12 protein-coding genes are annotated in these 16,362 nt (G+C 69.6%); all 12 read right to left on the reverse strand.

Going from position 1 to position 16,362, the window contains the following annotated elements; translation table 11 throughout:
- Window positions 1–319: 319 nt before the first annotated feature.
- Window positions 320–787 carry a sulfate permease gene (locus ACTH43_RS15055; protein ID WP_441445714.1) on the reverse strand — a complete coding sequence of 156 codons (468 nt, stop codon included), beginning with the start codon at window positions 785–787 and terminating at the stop codon, window positions 320–322.
- Between the two features lie 214 nt (window positions 788–1,001).
- Complete coding sequence (locus ACTH43_RS15060) at window positions 1,002–1,670, reverse strand: hypothetical protein (protein WP_441445715.1); 669 nt, start codon at window positions 1,668–1,670, stop codon at window positions 1,002–1,004.
- Window positions 1,671–1,684: 14 nt separating this feature from the next.
- Entirely contained in the window at window positions 1,685–2,137 is a 453-nt protein-coding gene (locus ACTH43_RS15065) for a single-stranded DNA-binding protein (protein ID WP_441445716.1), read from the reverse strand.
- 68 nt (window positions 2,138–2,205) lie between these two features.
- The gene (locus tag ACTH43_RS15070) at window positions 2,206–7,212 is read right to left on the reverse strand and encodes a helicase-related protein (RefSeq protein WP_441445717.1); all 5,007 of its coding nucleotides are present in this window, start codon (window positions 7,210–7,212) and stop codon (window positions 2,206–2,208) included.
- Window positions 7,213–7,328: 116 nt separating this feature from the next.
- Window positions 7,329–7,877: a hypothetical protein gene (locus tag ACTH43_RS15075; RefSeq protein ID WP_441445718.1), complete on the reverse strand. Its 549-nt coding sequence runs from the start codon at window positions 7,875–7,877 to the stop codon at window positions 7,329–7,331.
- A 326-nt stretch (window positions 7,878–8,203) separates the two neighbouring features.
- A complete protein-coding gene (locus ACTH43_RS15080; RefSeq protein ID WP_441445719.1) occupies window positions 8,204–9,982 on the reverse strand; it encodes a type IV secretory system conjugative DNA transfer family protein in 1,779 nt (592 codons plus the stop codon).
- Complete coding sequence (locus tag ACTH43_RS15085) at window positions 9,979–10,590, reverse strand: hypothetical protein (protein WP_441445720.1); 612 nt, start codon at window positions 10,588–10,590, stop codon at window positions 9,979–9,981. The genes ACTH43_RS15080 and ACTH43_RS15085 overlap by 4 nt, the downstream gene beginning before the upstream one ends.
- Window positions 10,587–12,080: an ATP-binding protein gene (locus ACTH43_RS15090; RefSeq protein ID WP_441445721.1), complete on the reverse strand. Its 1,494-nt coding sequence runs from the start codon at window positions 12,078–12,080 to the stop codon at window positions 10,587–10,589. The genes ACTH43_RS15085 and ACTH43_RS15090 overlap by 4 nt, the downstream gene beginning before the upstream one ends.
- A complete protein-coding gene (locus ACTH43_RS15095) occupies window positions 12,077–12,925 on the reverse strand; it encodes a hypothetical protein (protein WP_441445722.1) in 849 nt (282 codons plus the stop codon). Before ACTH43_RS15095 ends, ACTH43_RS15090 begins: the two co-directional genes overlap by 4 nt.
- Window positions 12,926–13,094: 169 nt before the next feature.
- A complete protein-coding gene (locus ACTH43_RS15100) occupies window positions 13,095–14,564 on the reverse strand; it encodes a PrgI family protein (RefSeq protein WP_441445723.1) in 1,470 nt (489 codons plus the stop codon).
- A 7-nt stretch (window positions 14,565–14,571) separates the two neighbouring features.
- Entirely contained in the window at window positions 14,572–15,990 is a 1,419-nt protein-coding gene (locus ACTH43_RS15105; RefSeq protein ID WP_441445724.1) for a conjugal transfer protein TrbL, read from the reverse strand.
- A 38-nt stretch (window positions 15,991–16,028) separates the two neighbouring features.
- Window positions 16,029–16,301, reverse strand: coding sequence for a DUF6112 family protein (locus ACTH43_RS15110; RefSeq protein WP_202970327.1), 273 nt, complete (start codon window positions 16,299–16,301; stop codon window positions 16,029–16,031).
- Between the last annotated feature and the right edge of the window lie 61 nt (window positions 16,302–16,362).

Raw genomic sequence — 16,362 nt, forward strand, 5'->3', positions numbered from 1 at the left:
TCGGCTTTGCGGGCGTTGGCCTCACGCTGTGCCGGGATCGAGAACCCCTCGTCGCGTCCGCCCTTGGACGCCTGCTCCTTGGTCGAGACCCGCTGATAGGTCACCGCCGTCAACAGCGGCCGAGCCTCCACTTTCGTCTGGGTCTGTCGGCTGGGTGCTGTCAGTGTCATCGTCGTCTCCTTGCTCACCCGCGAACGGTGCGGCGGGCGGTGAATCGTGATCGTTTCGTTGGCTGGCGGTGCGTCGTTGCCGCTGGTCGAGTTCGTGGGCGTGGAGTTCGTCCGCGATGTGCAGCACTAGCGCGACCAGGCGTGTGCGGTCAGGCGCCGTAGGCACCCGAACCTCGGCCGAGATACGTCGGCCGGTGTTCGTGGTCCGGTAGTGCTTCATACCCGGTAGGTGCACGCCGGGTACGACCGTGCCTGACAGCGACAAACGGGCGAGGCTCAGCCTCGTCGGGCGAGCGCTTCTGACGCCGCCTCGCCCGGTGCTCGGCCAGCCGGGTCTTGGCGAGCAGGATCACGCTGACCGGCCCCATGATCATGAACTTCAGGCCGGACCAGCAGGCCACGAGCACGATGAGGTGCAGCCAGCCGGGGCCACCGGCGTCGATGAGGGTGGTGCACCAGTAGGCGACGGAGAAGTACGGGACGGCGATGAGCATCGCCGGGATACCCCACTTGAGGCCGTTCCTGGTACGGATCGCGTCGAGCAGGATGTTGCTCGGCATCCAGACACGCAGAAACAGGCGGATGTGGATGCTGGCGGCGAGAATCAATCGGAGCATGGTCAGGTCCTCCCTTGGCGGCGACGCCAATGCGGGTGGACTTGCCCGGGCCGATTGCCGAGGTTGTCGTGCCACCGGGACCCGAGGGCTGGTGGCCTAGCTGAATTCTCTGTCGCCTGCCACAAGTCTACGTCGGGGTGCCGACATCGGGAAGAGCAGCGACGTTGGCGAGCGATGGTGGCAGGCGACGAGTCAGACCGCGGGGCGCGGCGGGTCAGGTGACCTCGCCGGTGTCGGGGTCGATGCCGAGGGTGGCGAGGAACTCTTCCTCGGCCTGTCGGCGCCGTTGCACGTCGGCGATGACGAAGGCGACGAAGTCCTCGTCGCGGTGGACGATCTCGGTGTCTTCGATGGGTTCGGCCGGGTCTTCACCGGGCCAGCTGGTCTGGCGGGTGGGACGGTCACGGTCGAGCCGGGTGCCGCTGGCGGCCACCCAGTCCCGCAGCCGCTGGCGGGCGTCGGCGAAGTCGCGGTGCCAGCCGATGGGTGCGCTGCCGGACTGCTGGGGGTCGTAGGCGCCTTGCCAGTGGGTGTAGAGCGCGGACAGCTCCCAGACCAGTTCGGGGTGCCGGTGCCACATCGGCGGGATCACGCTCGCAGGCAGGCCATAGGTGGTGCGGAGCCAGTCGATCCACTTGTTCAGCTCCAGCCAGGTGTGCTCGGCCTCGTCGGCGCGCAACAGGTTCCAGTTGATCGGCCCGGGTGGCTCGTCGAGCATCGGCTCGAACTCCTCCCCGCGCGCGTCGGACCGGTTGCCCGGATCCAGATCCGGGTCCGGGCCTGGCCCGTCGTCGGGGCCGAGGCTGCCGTCCGGGTCGAGGTTGTCGCCCGCGTCGTGAGGGTCGCGGTTGGTGTGGGGGCCGGGGGTGTCATTGGTGTTCATGATCGTGTCGCCGTTCAGCGGGCCAGGACCGCAGCGTCGCGCGCTGGTGTGGCCTGGTCGGGGCGTTCGAATGCCCTGCCGTGGTCCACACCGGCGGCGTGGTCGATGCCGGTCGTCTTGTCCCGGGCGACGGTGTAGTCGGTGGTGGTCGGGTTGTGGCTGAGGGTGGTCGCCTGGAACTCCTCGCGGTCGTTGTTCTCGGCGTCGGTGAAGGTGCGGAACTGGCCGGTGGCGATGAAGTCGTCGCCCTTGGCGAACTTCTCGTGGGCGACCTCGGCGAGGTCGTAGCGGACCACGAGGTCGTGGAAGGACTGGTTCTGCTTGGTGAACGTGCCGTCGTCTCCGCGCTGCCAGTGGTTGACCCGGACCCGGGCGTAGAACCGTGGCATGCCGGTCTTCTCGCTGTAGGTCAGCCGCGGGTCGCCGACGATGCGGCCGACCATCACGGTCTCGTTCTTGATGCCCATCTCGCATCCTCCTGTCCCATCTCCCGGCCCCCGGTTCGTGCGGGCCGGCTGTGACAGGCAGGTGCGCCTCACCGCCCCCGAGTGAACGAGTCCCGCCCGACAGACTCGGCAGGCTCCACAGGCGCCTGTCCCGGCGAGGTTGGTATGCGTGCCGGGTCGCGCCGAACGCCGAGAGCGGGCCGGTGGGCACGGACCGCTTCGACGGTCAACCGCCGTTCACTCGACGGCGGCGCGGGCTCGGCTACTGCCGGGCGGTCTGGTGGTGGGCTGGACGGCTGGTCGATGTCTTCGTGCATTGCGGCCAGCTGGGTCTCGACGCGGGCGAGGTCGGCTTCGGCGTGGGCGAGCGCGGCGGCGTGCCGGAACGGTTGCCCGATCCGCTGCTCGGCCTCGGCGATCGCCTGCTCGGCAGTGGCGAGGTCGTCGCGGGCGTGGTCGAGCAGGCTGGGGATGCCGGCGGCTCGGTTCTCTATGCGTTGGATGACACCGATGCCGCCGTCGAGGAAGGTGTCGCGGGCGATGAGAGCGCCGCTGCGGGGAACCCCGGCGAGGCTGACCTCGACGAACGGGTCGCCACCGGTCGCGGGCCGGGTGGTCAGGGTGATGTCGAAGCCGCTGATCTGCCCGATGGTGCCGTAGTCGCGGGCCGCGTACCGGGACGCCCATTTCAGGTCCGAAGCGTGCGCCCACTCGGCCAGGGCATGGGCGGCGTCGCTGCGGGAAGTGTAGGTCCGCTCAGCCAGGGTGATGCGGAACCGGTCACCGCTGGTGTCGCCCACGCGCGGGAGCGCGGCCTCCAGGACGGTGACGTCGGTTTCGGCGCGGCGGGCGGCATCGCGGGCGCGGTCGCGGGTGTGGACGAGCATGGACTCGTTGCGGTGGTAGGCCCGCTCCAACCGGCGCAGCCGGGTCACCTCGTTCTGAATGGTGGAGTGTTCCAGCAGCAGCGGGTTACCGCTGGAGATCGCCTTGGCCTCGGCAGCCGAGAGGGCAGAGGAGTCGATCTCCTCGATCTCACGGGTGTCGAGCCGCCCGCGCATGAGCTGGGCGATGAAGGTGGCTTTGCGCTCGACGCCTTGCCACATGTAGGAGTCGAAGGACCGTTCGGTGACGAACCGGACGATCGCGACCTCCTCGTTCTGGTTGCCTTGCCGCAGAATCCTGCCCTCACGCTGGGCGATATCACTGGGCCGCCAGGGGCAGTCGAGGTGATACAGGGCGACGGCCCGGTTCTGCACGTTGGTGCCCACGCCCATCTTCTCCGTGGAGCCCACCAGCACGGCGATGTGCCCGTTGCGGGCCGCCGCGAACAGGCGGGCTTTGTCGGCGTCGGTCTTGGCCTCGTGCATGTACCGGACCGCTTCGGCGGGCATCCCGCGTTCGACCAGTTGCAGGTGGAGTTCGTCGTAGGCGTTCCACCGCTCCGGGTTGGGGGTGCCGATGTCGGAGAACACCAGCTGCAACGCCCCGCGCACCGGCGAGGGCTGTCCGGTGATGACATCGAGGTACTCGTTGTCCTTTGTCTGCTGCCAGACCCGGTAGATCGTGTCCGCGGCGACATCGACCTTCGTCGGGCCGGACGGCCAGCCCGAAGAGTGCTGCGGGATGATCATGCGGATATCGAGGGCGGCTTTGCGGCCGTCCGTGGAGATGACCAGCATGTTGTCCTCGTTCGGGGACACGCTCTTGGCCGCGACCTTCTCGGCTCGCTCGCCCAGGTGCTCGATGAACCGCTCCAGCTCGACGGTCGGCTGCACCGCGACCGTGGCCGGGGCACGCCTGCCGTCCTCGCGCATCGCCAGGTCGGGGGTGGGCAGGTCGAGGTCGTCGGCGGTCTTCACATCGGCGAAGATCGACCACATCTTCAACATCTCCGGCACGTTGGAGAACTTCGCGAACCGGGTCTTCATCCGGAACGTGTTGTTCCCGGTAGGCGCCATCTCCATCTGCGTGACCGTCTGCCCGAACGTGGCCGCCCATGCATCGAACGACCCGATCCCCGCCTTCTCCAGCAGGTCCGGGCGCAGGTACCGCTGCATCACGAACGCCTCCGTGACCGAGTTGGAGATGGGGGTCGCGGTCGCGGCGGTCACCACCCGCTCACGGCCCTGCCCGCGCAGGTACTCCAGCTTCATGTGCAAGTCGCTCGCGCGGCCGGAGCCTTCGATGGAGGCGTCACGGATGTTGGACTCGGTGGCGAGGTTCTTGTACATGTGCGCCTCGTCGACGATGAGGTAGTCGATCCCGGTGTCCTCGAAACACACCCCGGCGTCCCGGTCGGCATCGACGCGGGCCTTGACCTTGTTCTCCAGTTGCAGCAGCTTGCGCTGGATGCGTTTGACGCTCATCCGGTCCTCGCCCTGCGCGTCCTCGAGGACCGCCCGAACCTGGGCGACCTGCGCTTCGATGTAGGACTGTTGGGTCTCGGCGCGAAGCGGGATCTTCGCGAACGCCCCCTGGGTGAGGATCACGGCATCCCACTCGTTCGCCGACGCGCGTGCGACGAACAGCCGCCGTTTGTCGGCGGTGAGGTCGGAGCTGGAGGCGGCGAGTATCCGCGCCCGAGGGTAGATCTGCAACCATTCCCGGCCGACCTGTTCGAGCATGTGGTTCGGGACCACGACGACGGGTTTGGACACCAATCCCATGCGGCGCATCTCCATCGCGCCCATCACCATCTCCGCGGTCTTCCCGGCACCGACCTCGTGGAACAGCCCGGCGGCGGGTTCGGCGATCATCCGCGCGACCGCGGCCCGCTGATGCGGGCGCGGAGTGAAGGTCGCTGCCATGCCCGGCAGCGACAGGTACTCCCCAGCATTCGTGTAGTCGCGCAACACGATGGAGTTGAACCGCCGGTTGTACTCATCGGTCAGGGTCTTGGCGCGTGCGGGGTCTTCCCACACCCACTCGCCGAAGCGTTCCTGGAGCGCGTCGGCCTTCTCCTGCGCGGCGGCGGTCTCGACCGGGTTGAGCACTTGGCGCTTTCTGCCGTCGGCGTCTTCGACCTCGTCGTAGACCAGCAGGGTCCGTTGCTCCATGACGGCCTGGGCGATGTCGGGGGCGGGGCGGCGTTCGGTGCCCCACTCGCTGGTGGCGAGCAGCCCTTGGCGGCCGCCGCGGACCTCCCACATACCCGGCAGCGGGTTCTCCACCCGCACCTCGCGCGTGCGCAGCAGCTCGTCCAGGAACTGCTCGTGGATCTCGGCGCTGATCCACACCGCCCCCAGCCGTGCGGTGATGTCCTCGACCCCGAGGGTCTCGGGCAGCACCTCGGTCAGCGCATCGACGTTGGTTTGGAACGCGGGATCGGCCGTGGCGCGTTCTCGTGCGGCGTCGAGCTTGGTGCGCACGTCGCCCGACAGGTACGCGGGCGCGTGGACGAGCTCATCGGTCTCGGGGTCGGTGAACACTAACCCGCCCAGCGCCGCACGAGCCTCGGACTCACCCATGCCGAGCATGTCCGCGATCAGGGGCAGGTCGATCCCACCGGTGCGGTCGAGGCTGACCGCGATCGCGTCGGCCGGGGTCTCCACCCCCTGGATCTCCGGACGGGGCGCGACCACCCTGCGGGTCATGATCGCCGCCGGGCTGGCAGTCTGGTCGGCGTCGTCGAACTGCTCCAACGCCAGCACCAGCGGCCCGAACGGGTCGCCCCGCAGCAGCCGGATCGGCGTCGGCACGATCCGGGCGAACGTGTCCTCCCCAGCATTGTTGACCCGGCCGGTGCGCCGCAGCGTGTACCGGTTCAACGGACCGTACTTCCCGACATACTTCTGATAACCGCGCTTCAGGTCGGCACGGGCGGCGTTGATCTCGTCGGTGTCATCGACCGTCGCCGCCTCCAACGCCAACAGCCGGGTCGCCGCGTCCCGCAACCCCAGCAGCGCACGCAGTTCGACCGCAGCGGACTTCGGAACAGCGAGCGGTTCGACCGCACCGGCCGCGACCACACCGAACCCGCTCCCCTCAGTACCAGTGCCGGTTCCGGTGCGGGTGGTGGTGATGATGATGCTGCCGTCCCACCGCTGCGGCGGCGACGGGACGAACGCCGCCCGCCGCGACTCCTGCACCGCCGACCGCGGGCTCATCGTCAGGCCGGTGCGGCGGGCGGTGAACGTCACCTGCTCGATCACGTCCCGCAGGTCGGCGGCGAGACGCTCCAGGTTCCCGGTGACCGTCAACGTCTGCGCACCGTGCATGCCCTGCCCGATACCCAGATCGCCGAGCACGCGTTCGGGGTGGTGGTCGAAGTAGGCGTTGATCTTGACCGCCTGCGCGTCGAGACGGATCGGGGTGACGGTCTCCCACAAGTCATCGGCCGGCGGGGTGCCGTCGTCGCGGCGGCGGAAGATCAACAGGTCGGTGACGACCTCGGTCCCGGCCGCGCGGCGGTGCGCACCGGTGGGGAGCCGGATCGCGCCGACCAGATCCGCCAGCGCGTTCATCTCCCGCCGGGCACCGGGGTTCTGCGCGTCCATCGTGTAGTGCGAGGTCAGCACCGCCACCAGCCCACCCGGCCGGGTCAGGCGCAGGGACTTGAGGATGAAGTGGTTGTGCATCGACTGCCGGGTCGCATTGTGCACCGGGTCATGCAGGGTGATGTTCCCGAACGGGACGTTCCCGATCGCGGCGTCGAAGTGCCCCTCCGGCAGCCGGGTGTTGGCGAACGACTCACCCCGCACGCTCGCGTGCCGATACAGGGCGCGGCTGATCGTCGCGGTGAGCGGGTCCAGTTCCACCCCCGTCATCTGTGCGCCCTCGGGGGCCAGGCCGATGAACGTGCCCAGCCCTGAGCCCGGTTCCAGCACCTGCCCGCCGGTGAACCCCAAACCGTGCAGCGCCTGCCACATCTGCCCGGCGATCAGCGGGTCGGTGTAGTGCGCGTTGATCGTGGTTCGCGCCGCCGCATCCCACTCCGCCTCGGAGAGCAGGGCGCGCAGCTCGGCCCGCTCGGACGCCGAGTCGCCTTTCGCGGTGTCGAAGACATCCGGGATCGCACCCCAGGACGACCACCGGGCCAGCACCTGCTGCTCCTCGGCGCTGGCCGGACGGCCTTCGACGGCCAGTGACCGCACGAGGTTGATGGCGGCGACGTTCGCCCGGTAGCGCGCCTTCGCACCCGACGGCGCGAGGACATCGCTGGATACCGGAACGAACCGCGGCCCCGCCGCCGCCGCAGGGTGATCGGGTTCTAGCGGACTTCGCGGAGGAACCGGATCGTCGCTGCCTCGGCCAGCATCTCGGCGTGGGCTTCCAGGTACTGCCGCGGAATCTCCGCCGCCAGCAGGTCCTCCAAGAACCCCACGGGCAGCGCCCACTCGGTCGCCTTGTCCTCCAGCTCCGCGGTCGAGAACACCGGGTACGGGGAGTCCTGAGCCCGTTCGGCCCACGCGATCAGGTTCTCGTCCGACGGGCGGGTCTGCTCCCACTCCTCGCGGGCCTGATCCAGCGGCAGGCTCGGGTCGTGGACCCAGGCGAGCTGGTTCATCACGACCTCCTCCGCGATCCTGCGCGCCGTCATCCTGCGCGCTACGTCCTTCACGTAAGTCTGCTCCGAAGAGCGTGTCATCTCCAGTAGCAGCGCCGGACTCGCCTCCAGTCTCGCCGCCAGGTCCGACACCTGTCCCGCGATCTCGGTCCCCAGGTCGGTGAAGAACGCCTCCCGATCCTCCAACGCCGCCACCCGCCCCGGGGCGTACCTCGTCCAGTGCTCCAGCGCTCGCGCCCCGTACTGGTTCATCCGTCTCACCTTCCCTCTCGTTCGGCGGCGGCGGCACCGCAGCCGCCTGGACCACGCCCGCCTGGACCCTGCCCGCCTCCACCGGGTCCGCCTCGACCGTGGCTGTGGCCGGCTCGACCGTGGTGGGCTCGGCCGTGGGCGGCTCTGCTGTGCCTATCTCGGTCGTGGTCAGGGTTGTGTCTGCGGTGTCCTCGTCCAGACCCCACAGGTCGAACTCGAGCTGGCCCGGCGGCGGTGTACGACGGCGACGTGCCATCACCACCACCCCCACATCAGCGGGGTCTCAGCCGAGCAGTTCGCGGTCGGGTCGGTGTCGTCGCCGGTTCTCATCGGGGTTCCTCTTGCAGCATCGCCTCGACCTCGCTCCGGTCGACGCGGAGCTGTGTCGCGTCCGGGCGGGAGGGCCAGGCGCGCAGGTCGGTCACGATCGGCGGTGCCGACCGCAGCAGGACCACGCCGGTCCCGAACGGCAGCGTCCTGATCCGGTCCGGTGGCAGGATCGGCACCCGCCGCACCGACCGCTGGTTGGAGCGCGACCCGTGGTCGCCGATGGTGGTCGAGTCGGTGTACTCGTCGCGCTCGCCGATCAGCGTGGACAGGTCCTGCAAGTCACGGCTATTGGACGCCCCGCCGAGGATGATCTTGACGATGGAGGCGTCCCAGATCGCTCCGGCCGCGTTCTCGTTCCACTTGTCCCGCGCCTGCGCGAGCGACTGGAGCACCGGCATCGTGGTGATCCCGGTGCCGCCGCCTTCGGCCATCAAAGTCGGCAACGACGGCAACGGGGCCAGGTTGCCGATCTCGTCAAGCGCCAACAGCAGCGGCGGATCAAGCCTCGCTCCGGGTGAACGGGCGGCGATCTTGCGGGCGGTCTCGATGAGATCTTCCACGAACGCTGCCACCAAGGCCGCGGAGGCTCCAGCTCCGGCGCCGGTGGCGAGCAGGTACAGCGTGCCGCGGCCGGTGATGAACCGTTCCGGGTCGAACCCCTCCCCGGGTCCCGGTGACACGGCGTCGAGAACCCGCGGGTCGGCCAGCGCCCCGAGGGCCAGCGACACGCCTTGCCAGATGGAGTCCCGGGTGCGGGGGTCAGCGTCGATCATCGCGCCCAGAGAGTCGGCCCACCCGGTCGCCGCCTGCGGGTGGGTGTTCAAGATCGCCACCGCGTCGGCGGCGGCCGTTGGGTCCAGGGTCCACCGGAACAACTCCGCCGGCCCTCTGCCGTCCAGCGCCGCGGCATGCAGCAGGGCTTGCAGCGCGGTGCGGGTCATCCCCTCCCAGAACCCACCCGACTCGACCCCACCGGCACTGAGTCCGGTGGCGGCGGCGAGGCCATTGGCGCGGATCATCGCGGTCAACGGGTCCTCACATCCCCGCACCGGTGACCAGCGCATCCCTGCCGGCACACCCTCGGCGAGATGCTGCGGGTCGAACACCGCCACCGGACGCCCGCCGCGCCCCCGTGCTTTCAAGGTGGCGGTGAGGTTGTCCGGCCGCGTCGACGTTGTGACGACGGCGCCGGGAGCGTCGAGGATCGCGTTGATCACCACGTGCAGGCCCTTGCCGGACCGTGGCGGGCCGATCAGCAGGATCGAGTCCTCCACGCTCGCCCACACCTGGCTGCCCTTCGACCGGCCCAGCAGATACCCCACGTCGGCAGCGGTCGGCTGATCGAGCGAGGGCCGCAACGTCCCGGCCCGGCGCAGGAGCGCCTTGCCCGACGCGGTGGTCTTGACCTCGTGGCCGGTGGCGGTCCCGGCGAGCCGGCGAGGATCGGCCTGGGTCGTGCGAGCGTGGCGGCGCAGCCGCACCCACACCCACCCGACCCCGGCACCCAGACCCCCCAGCAGGACGACCGTGACGATCCAGTACGCCACCGGGTTCAACCCCTCAGCGGACAGCGCGCCAGCAGGATCAGCGGGGTCGAACAGCACCCCGAGCCCCGAGGCGGGACCAGCGGTGGGTTGAGGTGTGCCGGTCAGGAATGCCGCGACCGAGCCGGAGCCACGCAGGATCAACGCGACACCGAACATGGCGACAAGGCCGATGAGGGCGGCGTTGGTCAACTCGTCGCCCATGCCCGTGCTCTGCCGCTGCTGGTTCATGGCAGCCCCGCGCTGGTGAGCCTGCGGATGATCGTGGTGCCGGAGATGCGCCCGTACAGCACCACCTCGCTCGTCTGACCGAGCTGAGAGGTTTCCAGGAGTGCGCGGGCGTGCCCGGTGCCGGTGGCGTCGGTGTGGGAGACGATCACCGCAACGGCCACGTCCTCACCGGGCACGAACCCCTCACCGGTCACCTCGACCAGCACCGGTGCCTGCCGGACGTGGGCGCGGCGACCGCGACGCGTCTGCGGCCCCGTCCCCTCGGATGCCTCAGGCGTCTCGCGAGGATCGGGTGTCTGGGGTGGTGCGGGTGTGCGGGCGCGGAGGATGTCGGTGAAGACGCTCCCGTCGCTTTCACGGACCTCGACCCGGACCGGGACGGTGCGGTCCTTGGTGATCGCGTCCAGCACGGTGCCGAAGTCCGCGCGTGTCCACGCCCCTGCGGGCGGCGGTGGGAACGGCTGACCGTCGACCGTCACATCGAGCACTCCGTTGCCAGTGTCGGTGGGGGTGTCGGTGACGGTGATGACGACATGCGGCAGTAGCACGGGAGGCGTCGCATCCGGCTCCTGAGCACCGTTGCGGCGCAGCGGGTTGCGGGCGGTCATGATGGCCCACCAGAGGCCCGGAGGCTGGTGTCGAAGAGGGAGTATTCAGCTGGATGTAGTTGATGTTGAGTAACGAAGCTCCTCGCCTTGATCCGCCACAGCCCCTGACCCACCCCGAGACTGGGGAGGAGTTTCTGCTCAGTGCCGGTCAGCCCGAGCGCGGTCGCGGTCGGGCCGAGCTGGTCGGACTCTTGGCGGTACACGATCCGCGTCTCGGCATTCGCCAACAGCGAATTGGCTAGTGATCGCATCGCGGAGCCTTGATCGCCCACGTTGTCCAGATCGGTGAGCTTGTGGAAGATCAGCATGTTCGCGATCCCGTAGTGCCGGGCCAGCCGCCAGTGCGCGTCCATCCGGCGCAGCAGCGCCGGGTGGGACATCAGCCGCCACGCCTCGTCGTAGATGACCCAGCGTTGCCCGCCGTTCGGGTCCAGCAGCGCGGACTCCATCCACGCCGACGAACAGGTCATCAGCACGCTGATGAGGGTCGAGTTCTCGGTGACCCGTGACAGGTCCAGTGAGATCATCGGCAGCGACGGATCGAACCGGACCGTCGACGGTCCGTCGAACAGGCCCGCCAGGTCCCCGGCGACCAGACGGCGCAGCGCGTGACCGACGAGGCGACCATCCTCAGCCAGCCGGTCATCAGCGTCGTGGGATGGCGTCAGGATGCGGTCCACGATCATCGGCAGGATCGGCACGGTGTTCTCCCGCACGACCTGGGTGAGGGCCAGGTCGATGGCGGTGTGCTCCAACGGCGTCAACCCGCGAGCCAGCACGGTCTCGGCCAGCGCCCCGATCAGGTCGCGGCGACGCGAGGAGACCGTGCTCACCCACTGCTCGTCGGACAGTCCTTGCGGGCGGTGGCCTTCGTCGAGCGGGTTCAGGCGGGTGTTCAGCCCGTGACCGAGGACGATCGCCCGCCCGCCGACCGCCTCGGCGACCGCGGTGTGCTCGCCTTTGGGGTCACCGGGCACATAGACGCGCCTTCCGAACGGCAGCGACCGGGTGTAGAGCGACTTGGCCAGCGAGGACTTGCCCGAGCCGACGATCCCGGCGAGGACGACGTTCGGTGCGGTGATCAGCCCCTTGCGGTACAGCACCCACGGGTCGTAGACGAACGACCCACCGGAGTAGAGGTCTTGACCGACGAACACCCCGTCGGAGCCCAGGCCCCCTTCGGCCAGGAACGGGTAGGCCCCCGCGAGCGTGGCGGAGGTGTCCTGATGCCGGGGTAGCCGCAGGCGGCCCGGTGTCCGCAACGCGGCAGGACCCGGTTCACCGGCGGCGGGCAGGTAGGTGGTGGCGCGGGCCTCGGCACGCTCGGCGTCGGCCTTTGCCCGTGCCGCGGTCTTCTCGGCCTGACGTTGTTCGGCCTGCAACCGGGCCGCGGCCCGTCGCCGCTGCTGGCGCAGCCGCCGCCGCTCGGCGGCCGGGGCGACCAGCACCGTGGTGTGCAGCCGCTCCCGCTCGCTGTCGTGGCCGCTCATCGGGACAGTCCCCGGGCCTGCTTCACCGCGGCCACCCCGGGGTAGCCGAACCAGGACGGATCCGGTTCCCGCCGAACCCCCGTCGAACGTCGAGAGGCACCGAGGTTGCTGACGGCCGAGCGCGCCGACACCGCACCGTGCTCGCCCAGGGCGTCCGGTGCGGGGATGCTGTGCGTGCGGAGCAGGCTGACATTCCCGGCGAAGTGGTTGTAGGTCAGGGCGTAGCCGCTCTGGTCGGTGACCAGGCGGTCCAGCGCGCTGGTCGGGGGTTCGTCGAAGACGTGCCCGTTCTCCAGCGCCGCCTGCGTGGTCTCCTCGCCGTAGTCGTAGCCCTTCAACTGCTCGATGGCCGCGTCGGTACCCTCGGCGTCGATGAGGTCCAGCACCTCGTCGGCCTCGGAGCCCTGCAGGAACACCACACTGACCCACCGCCGCACAGACGCCGTTGCGGGTTCCTGCTGGACGGGGTCGTGCTGGACGGTCTCGGGCTGGGTGGGTTCGGGGTGCCAGGCGATCCGCCCGGAGTGGCTGAACGCGGAACTGAGCCGGACTTCGGCCTGATCGAGCAGCACGCGAGACCGGTGCAGCTCGTCGGCCGCCGCGAGTGCCGCGTGGGTGCCGGCGAGGGGGTCGCCGTTGTCGTCGTGCGCTCGCCCGCGGTGGGTGAGGTGCGCGGCCGCGAGCTGGTCGAGGACCTGCTCCAGCGACCGGACCCCGGCCAGCAGGTCGCCGAACACCCGGTACGTCTGCGCGGGGTCATCGAAGCTACGGGTCGCGTGCGCCAGAGCGCGCAGGGCCTCGGAGGCTTCGTCGGCATCGGCGAGCGGGTCGTGGAACGTGGGCATCAGTCAGTCCTCCAGGAGACGAGCAAGCACCCCCGAACATCGGCGGGCTACCCGTCAGGTGCACCCGCCCACACACGACCCGCCCGCGCTCGGCTCGTCCTCGCACGGCGCGCGCGGCAAGCCCCGGACCGGGAAGCTCATGCGGTTCAGACGCGCTTGTGCACGCGGTTCAGATGTGGCGGCACAGTGGGAGGGCGGCGGCGGTGAACGCCGCGGCTTGCTGCCCGACCAGCGGGCGGGTCTCGCACGAGGCTTGGATCGCGGCCTGCTCGATCGCGGCGACGGCGGCGTCGAGTTCCTCGACGGTGGGTGCCGAGACACTGATGAGCCCGGTGTAGCGCAGCACCCCGTGACCGGCGGTGAGGTCGGCTTCCTGCTGGAGCACGTCGTGGTACTCGGCTGTCTGGCCCGCGTCTTCGATCTGCCCGATCTTGGCCCGCTGCGCTTGGTCGGAGATGTGCTCGACCTTCTTCTTGCGGATGTCACGTGCTGCCTGGTCCGATCGCATCGGGGTGCAGATCAGGGAGAAGCTGCGTTGGATGCCGGTGGACAGCAGCACCGGGGCGAGGAACCCCGGATACACCATGGATCTTGGCCATTCGCTGATCCACAGCACCGCGTGATGGGCGGAGTCGGTGCGCAGACGCCCCCAGGTCTCGGTGACCGCGACCGGTCCGGCGGTCGCCAGGTCCTGCCCGAGCTGGCCGTGGCGTTCCAAGCTGGCCGCAACCGCGGGGTCATAGGCGCCGCGCAGGATGACGGCGATCTGGCCGGGCGCGAGCCACCCGGAGGGGGCCAGGTCCGCTGAGCGCAGCGCCGCGACCAGGGTGCTCATCTCCTGGCGCAGCACGGCGGCGGCACCGCGGATGCCGCCGCCGGCGGTCCTGATCTGCCGGGCCGCGGCTTTCATGTCCAACGACAGGGACAGGGTGGTGGCGTGGCGTTCCCCGGCCGGCCCGGCCCGCTCGATCAGCTCCGCATAGGTGGTCGCAGCCCACGAGTCGTCGTGGGTGCCGTGGCTGGCCCACCACTCGGCCAGCCCGGTCCCGGAGTCCGCGAGGGTGCGCTCGAGGACCTGTAGGGTCGCGATCCGACCCGACCGGCACACCGTCGCCAGAACACGCCCCCAGGAGGTCACCCGCCGCTCCTGCTCACCGGGATCGAGGAGCACGAACGCGGGGTGGGCGACCTCGCACACCACGGTCAGGGTCTGCTGGTGGGGGTCGTGGATCATCCCCGCCTGAGTTTCGGGGTCGGTGTACTCCCGCAGCCGGGCCTGGTCGCCCGGCAAGGCGAGAGTTCCGACCGGTCGCGGGACCACGATCCGCCGCCGGTACAGCAGCTGTCCGCCGGTTGAACGCCACAGCCACCAGAGCGAGACCGGCAGCCACTCCACCATCGGTCGTCCCGCGACCGGGATCCATGTCAGCGCGGCAGTGACGACCCAGACCGGTGCGGTGTAGGCCAGCAGGATGCCACCCCCGGCATACAGCGCACCGACGACGGTCACGATCCCGATCGCCAGCGTGATGAGCTGAGCCAGGGACAGGCCGAGCAGGATGCCGCGGCGGGTCAGCCGGGAGAACTTGAAGGGGACCAACTCGGCCCCGCCCGATGAGCTGGTCTTAGTCGTGGACATCAGCACCTCACCCCTTGCCTGACGAGTCACGCGGGGCTGGCCGCGACGGCGGAACCGGCGGTGCCGGTCGTGACGACTGGGACGGCGGCGCTGCCTGGGACGGTGGTGCTGCCTGGGGTGGTGTCTTCGGGACCGGTGCCGAAGGCGGAGGCGCCTGCGCTGCGGGGGTGCCGCCTTGGGAGGTGTGGGCGGCGTCGGCTGCGGCCTCGCCCTGACCGCCGAGCGCCTGCCCCGCCTTGGGTCCGGCGGTCGCGGCGTCCTTGGCGACCTTCGCACCGACCACCACCGCCGCGGCCGGCCCCGCTGCTGCTGCCGCACCGCCTGTGCTCCCGGCCGCAGCCGCACCGCCACCGCCCGCGCCACCGGCGCTCGCGGATGCGGGTGCGGATGCGGTCGGCGGTGCCGGTGGCTTCCCGCCTCCACCGCCGCCTGCACTGGAACCGTTGTCGCCGTCGAGGACCTTCTTCGGTTCACCGCCGCCGTTGCCGCCCGGCTTGGAAGGGATGGGCAGGGGCCGGTTGAGGGCGTTCTTGGCGTCCTGTTCGGACCCGATCGCGTGATACATGTCGAACCCGACAAAGGAGATGAACTTGTAGGTCAGGTAGGGCGCGAACGCGGCCATCGCCATCAGCACGATCCCCGCGATGGGGTCGCTGATCGAAGCCAGATCACCGTCGATCGGCGCGGAGACTTGGGTGACCGCGACCAGGAACATGACGACCAGGACGAGCTTGGACACGATGAGCGCGATGACGAACATCGCCCACTTGCTGATCCATCCCTTCGTGGCGTCCCAGGATGAGCCGGAGAACGCCAGCGGGGCGAACACGATCGCCACCAGCAACAACGCCTTCCTCACGAGGAGGGAGAGCCAGACGATGGCCGCGGCGGCGATCGCGAGGCCGGCGAAGAAGATCGTGATGATCGCCCCGACACCGGGGGCGGCGATGTTGATCCCGACCAGCCCTGCGGCGAGCAGGGCGATCTTGTCGCCCATGGACTCGGTGGTCTCACCGGCGGCCTGGATGATCCCGATGCACAGCTGGTCGACGATCTCCAGCAGCAGCGCGGTCAGCGTGATCACTACGAACGACCCGAGCACCGATTTTGCGAGCCCCAATGCGGCACGGGACAAGGCGGTGGGGTCGCGGCGGATGAGGCCGGTGATCAGTTGCAGGCAGAAGAAGATCAGCATCACGAACACCGCGATGCCGAACAGCAGGTTGTAGACGCTCACGTACTCCGGCCGGGTGACATCGACGAGTGTGGTGGTGTCGAACACGGTCCAGACCGCTTCGAACAGCCACCCGGCGGCCTCACCCATCGCGGAGGCGAGCCAGTCGAACGGTGCCGACACCAAGCTGGCGGCGGCTTCACCGGCTGTGTCGCAGACGGTGGAGATGACAGGGACGTCGCAGACACCCATCGCAAGGACCTACTTCCTGGCTCGCTGGATGGGTGTTGTCAGACCTGTTGTCCGACGTTCCAGAAGAAGTTGATGAGGGTCACGGACGCGCCGCAGATCACTGCCGCGCCGCACGAGACGAGGACGCCGACCTTTCCTCGCCCGGCGAGATGGGGGTTGGAGGAGTTGGCGCCGAAGCCCCACACGATCGCGCTGATGATCAGCGCCAGAACGCTGAGGATCAGGCCGACGGTCATGACCGCGCCGACGATGGTGCGCAGTTGCGCGATGCCGGGCAGGCCGTCGGAGTTGGGGTCGATGTTGATGTCCATCGGCACCAGTGCCGGCAGTGAGAGAACAGAGGCAACGAGATCGAACACGGGACGGCTCCTG

Origin of the sequence: Brachybacterium sp. (assembly GCF_052095815.1) — a bacterium.
Classification (GTDB): Bacteria; Actinomycetota; Actinomycetes; order Actinomycetales; family Dermabacteraceae; genus Brachybacterium.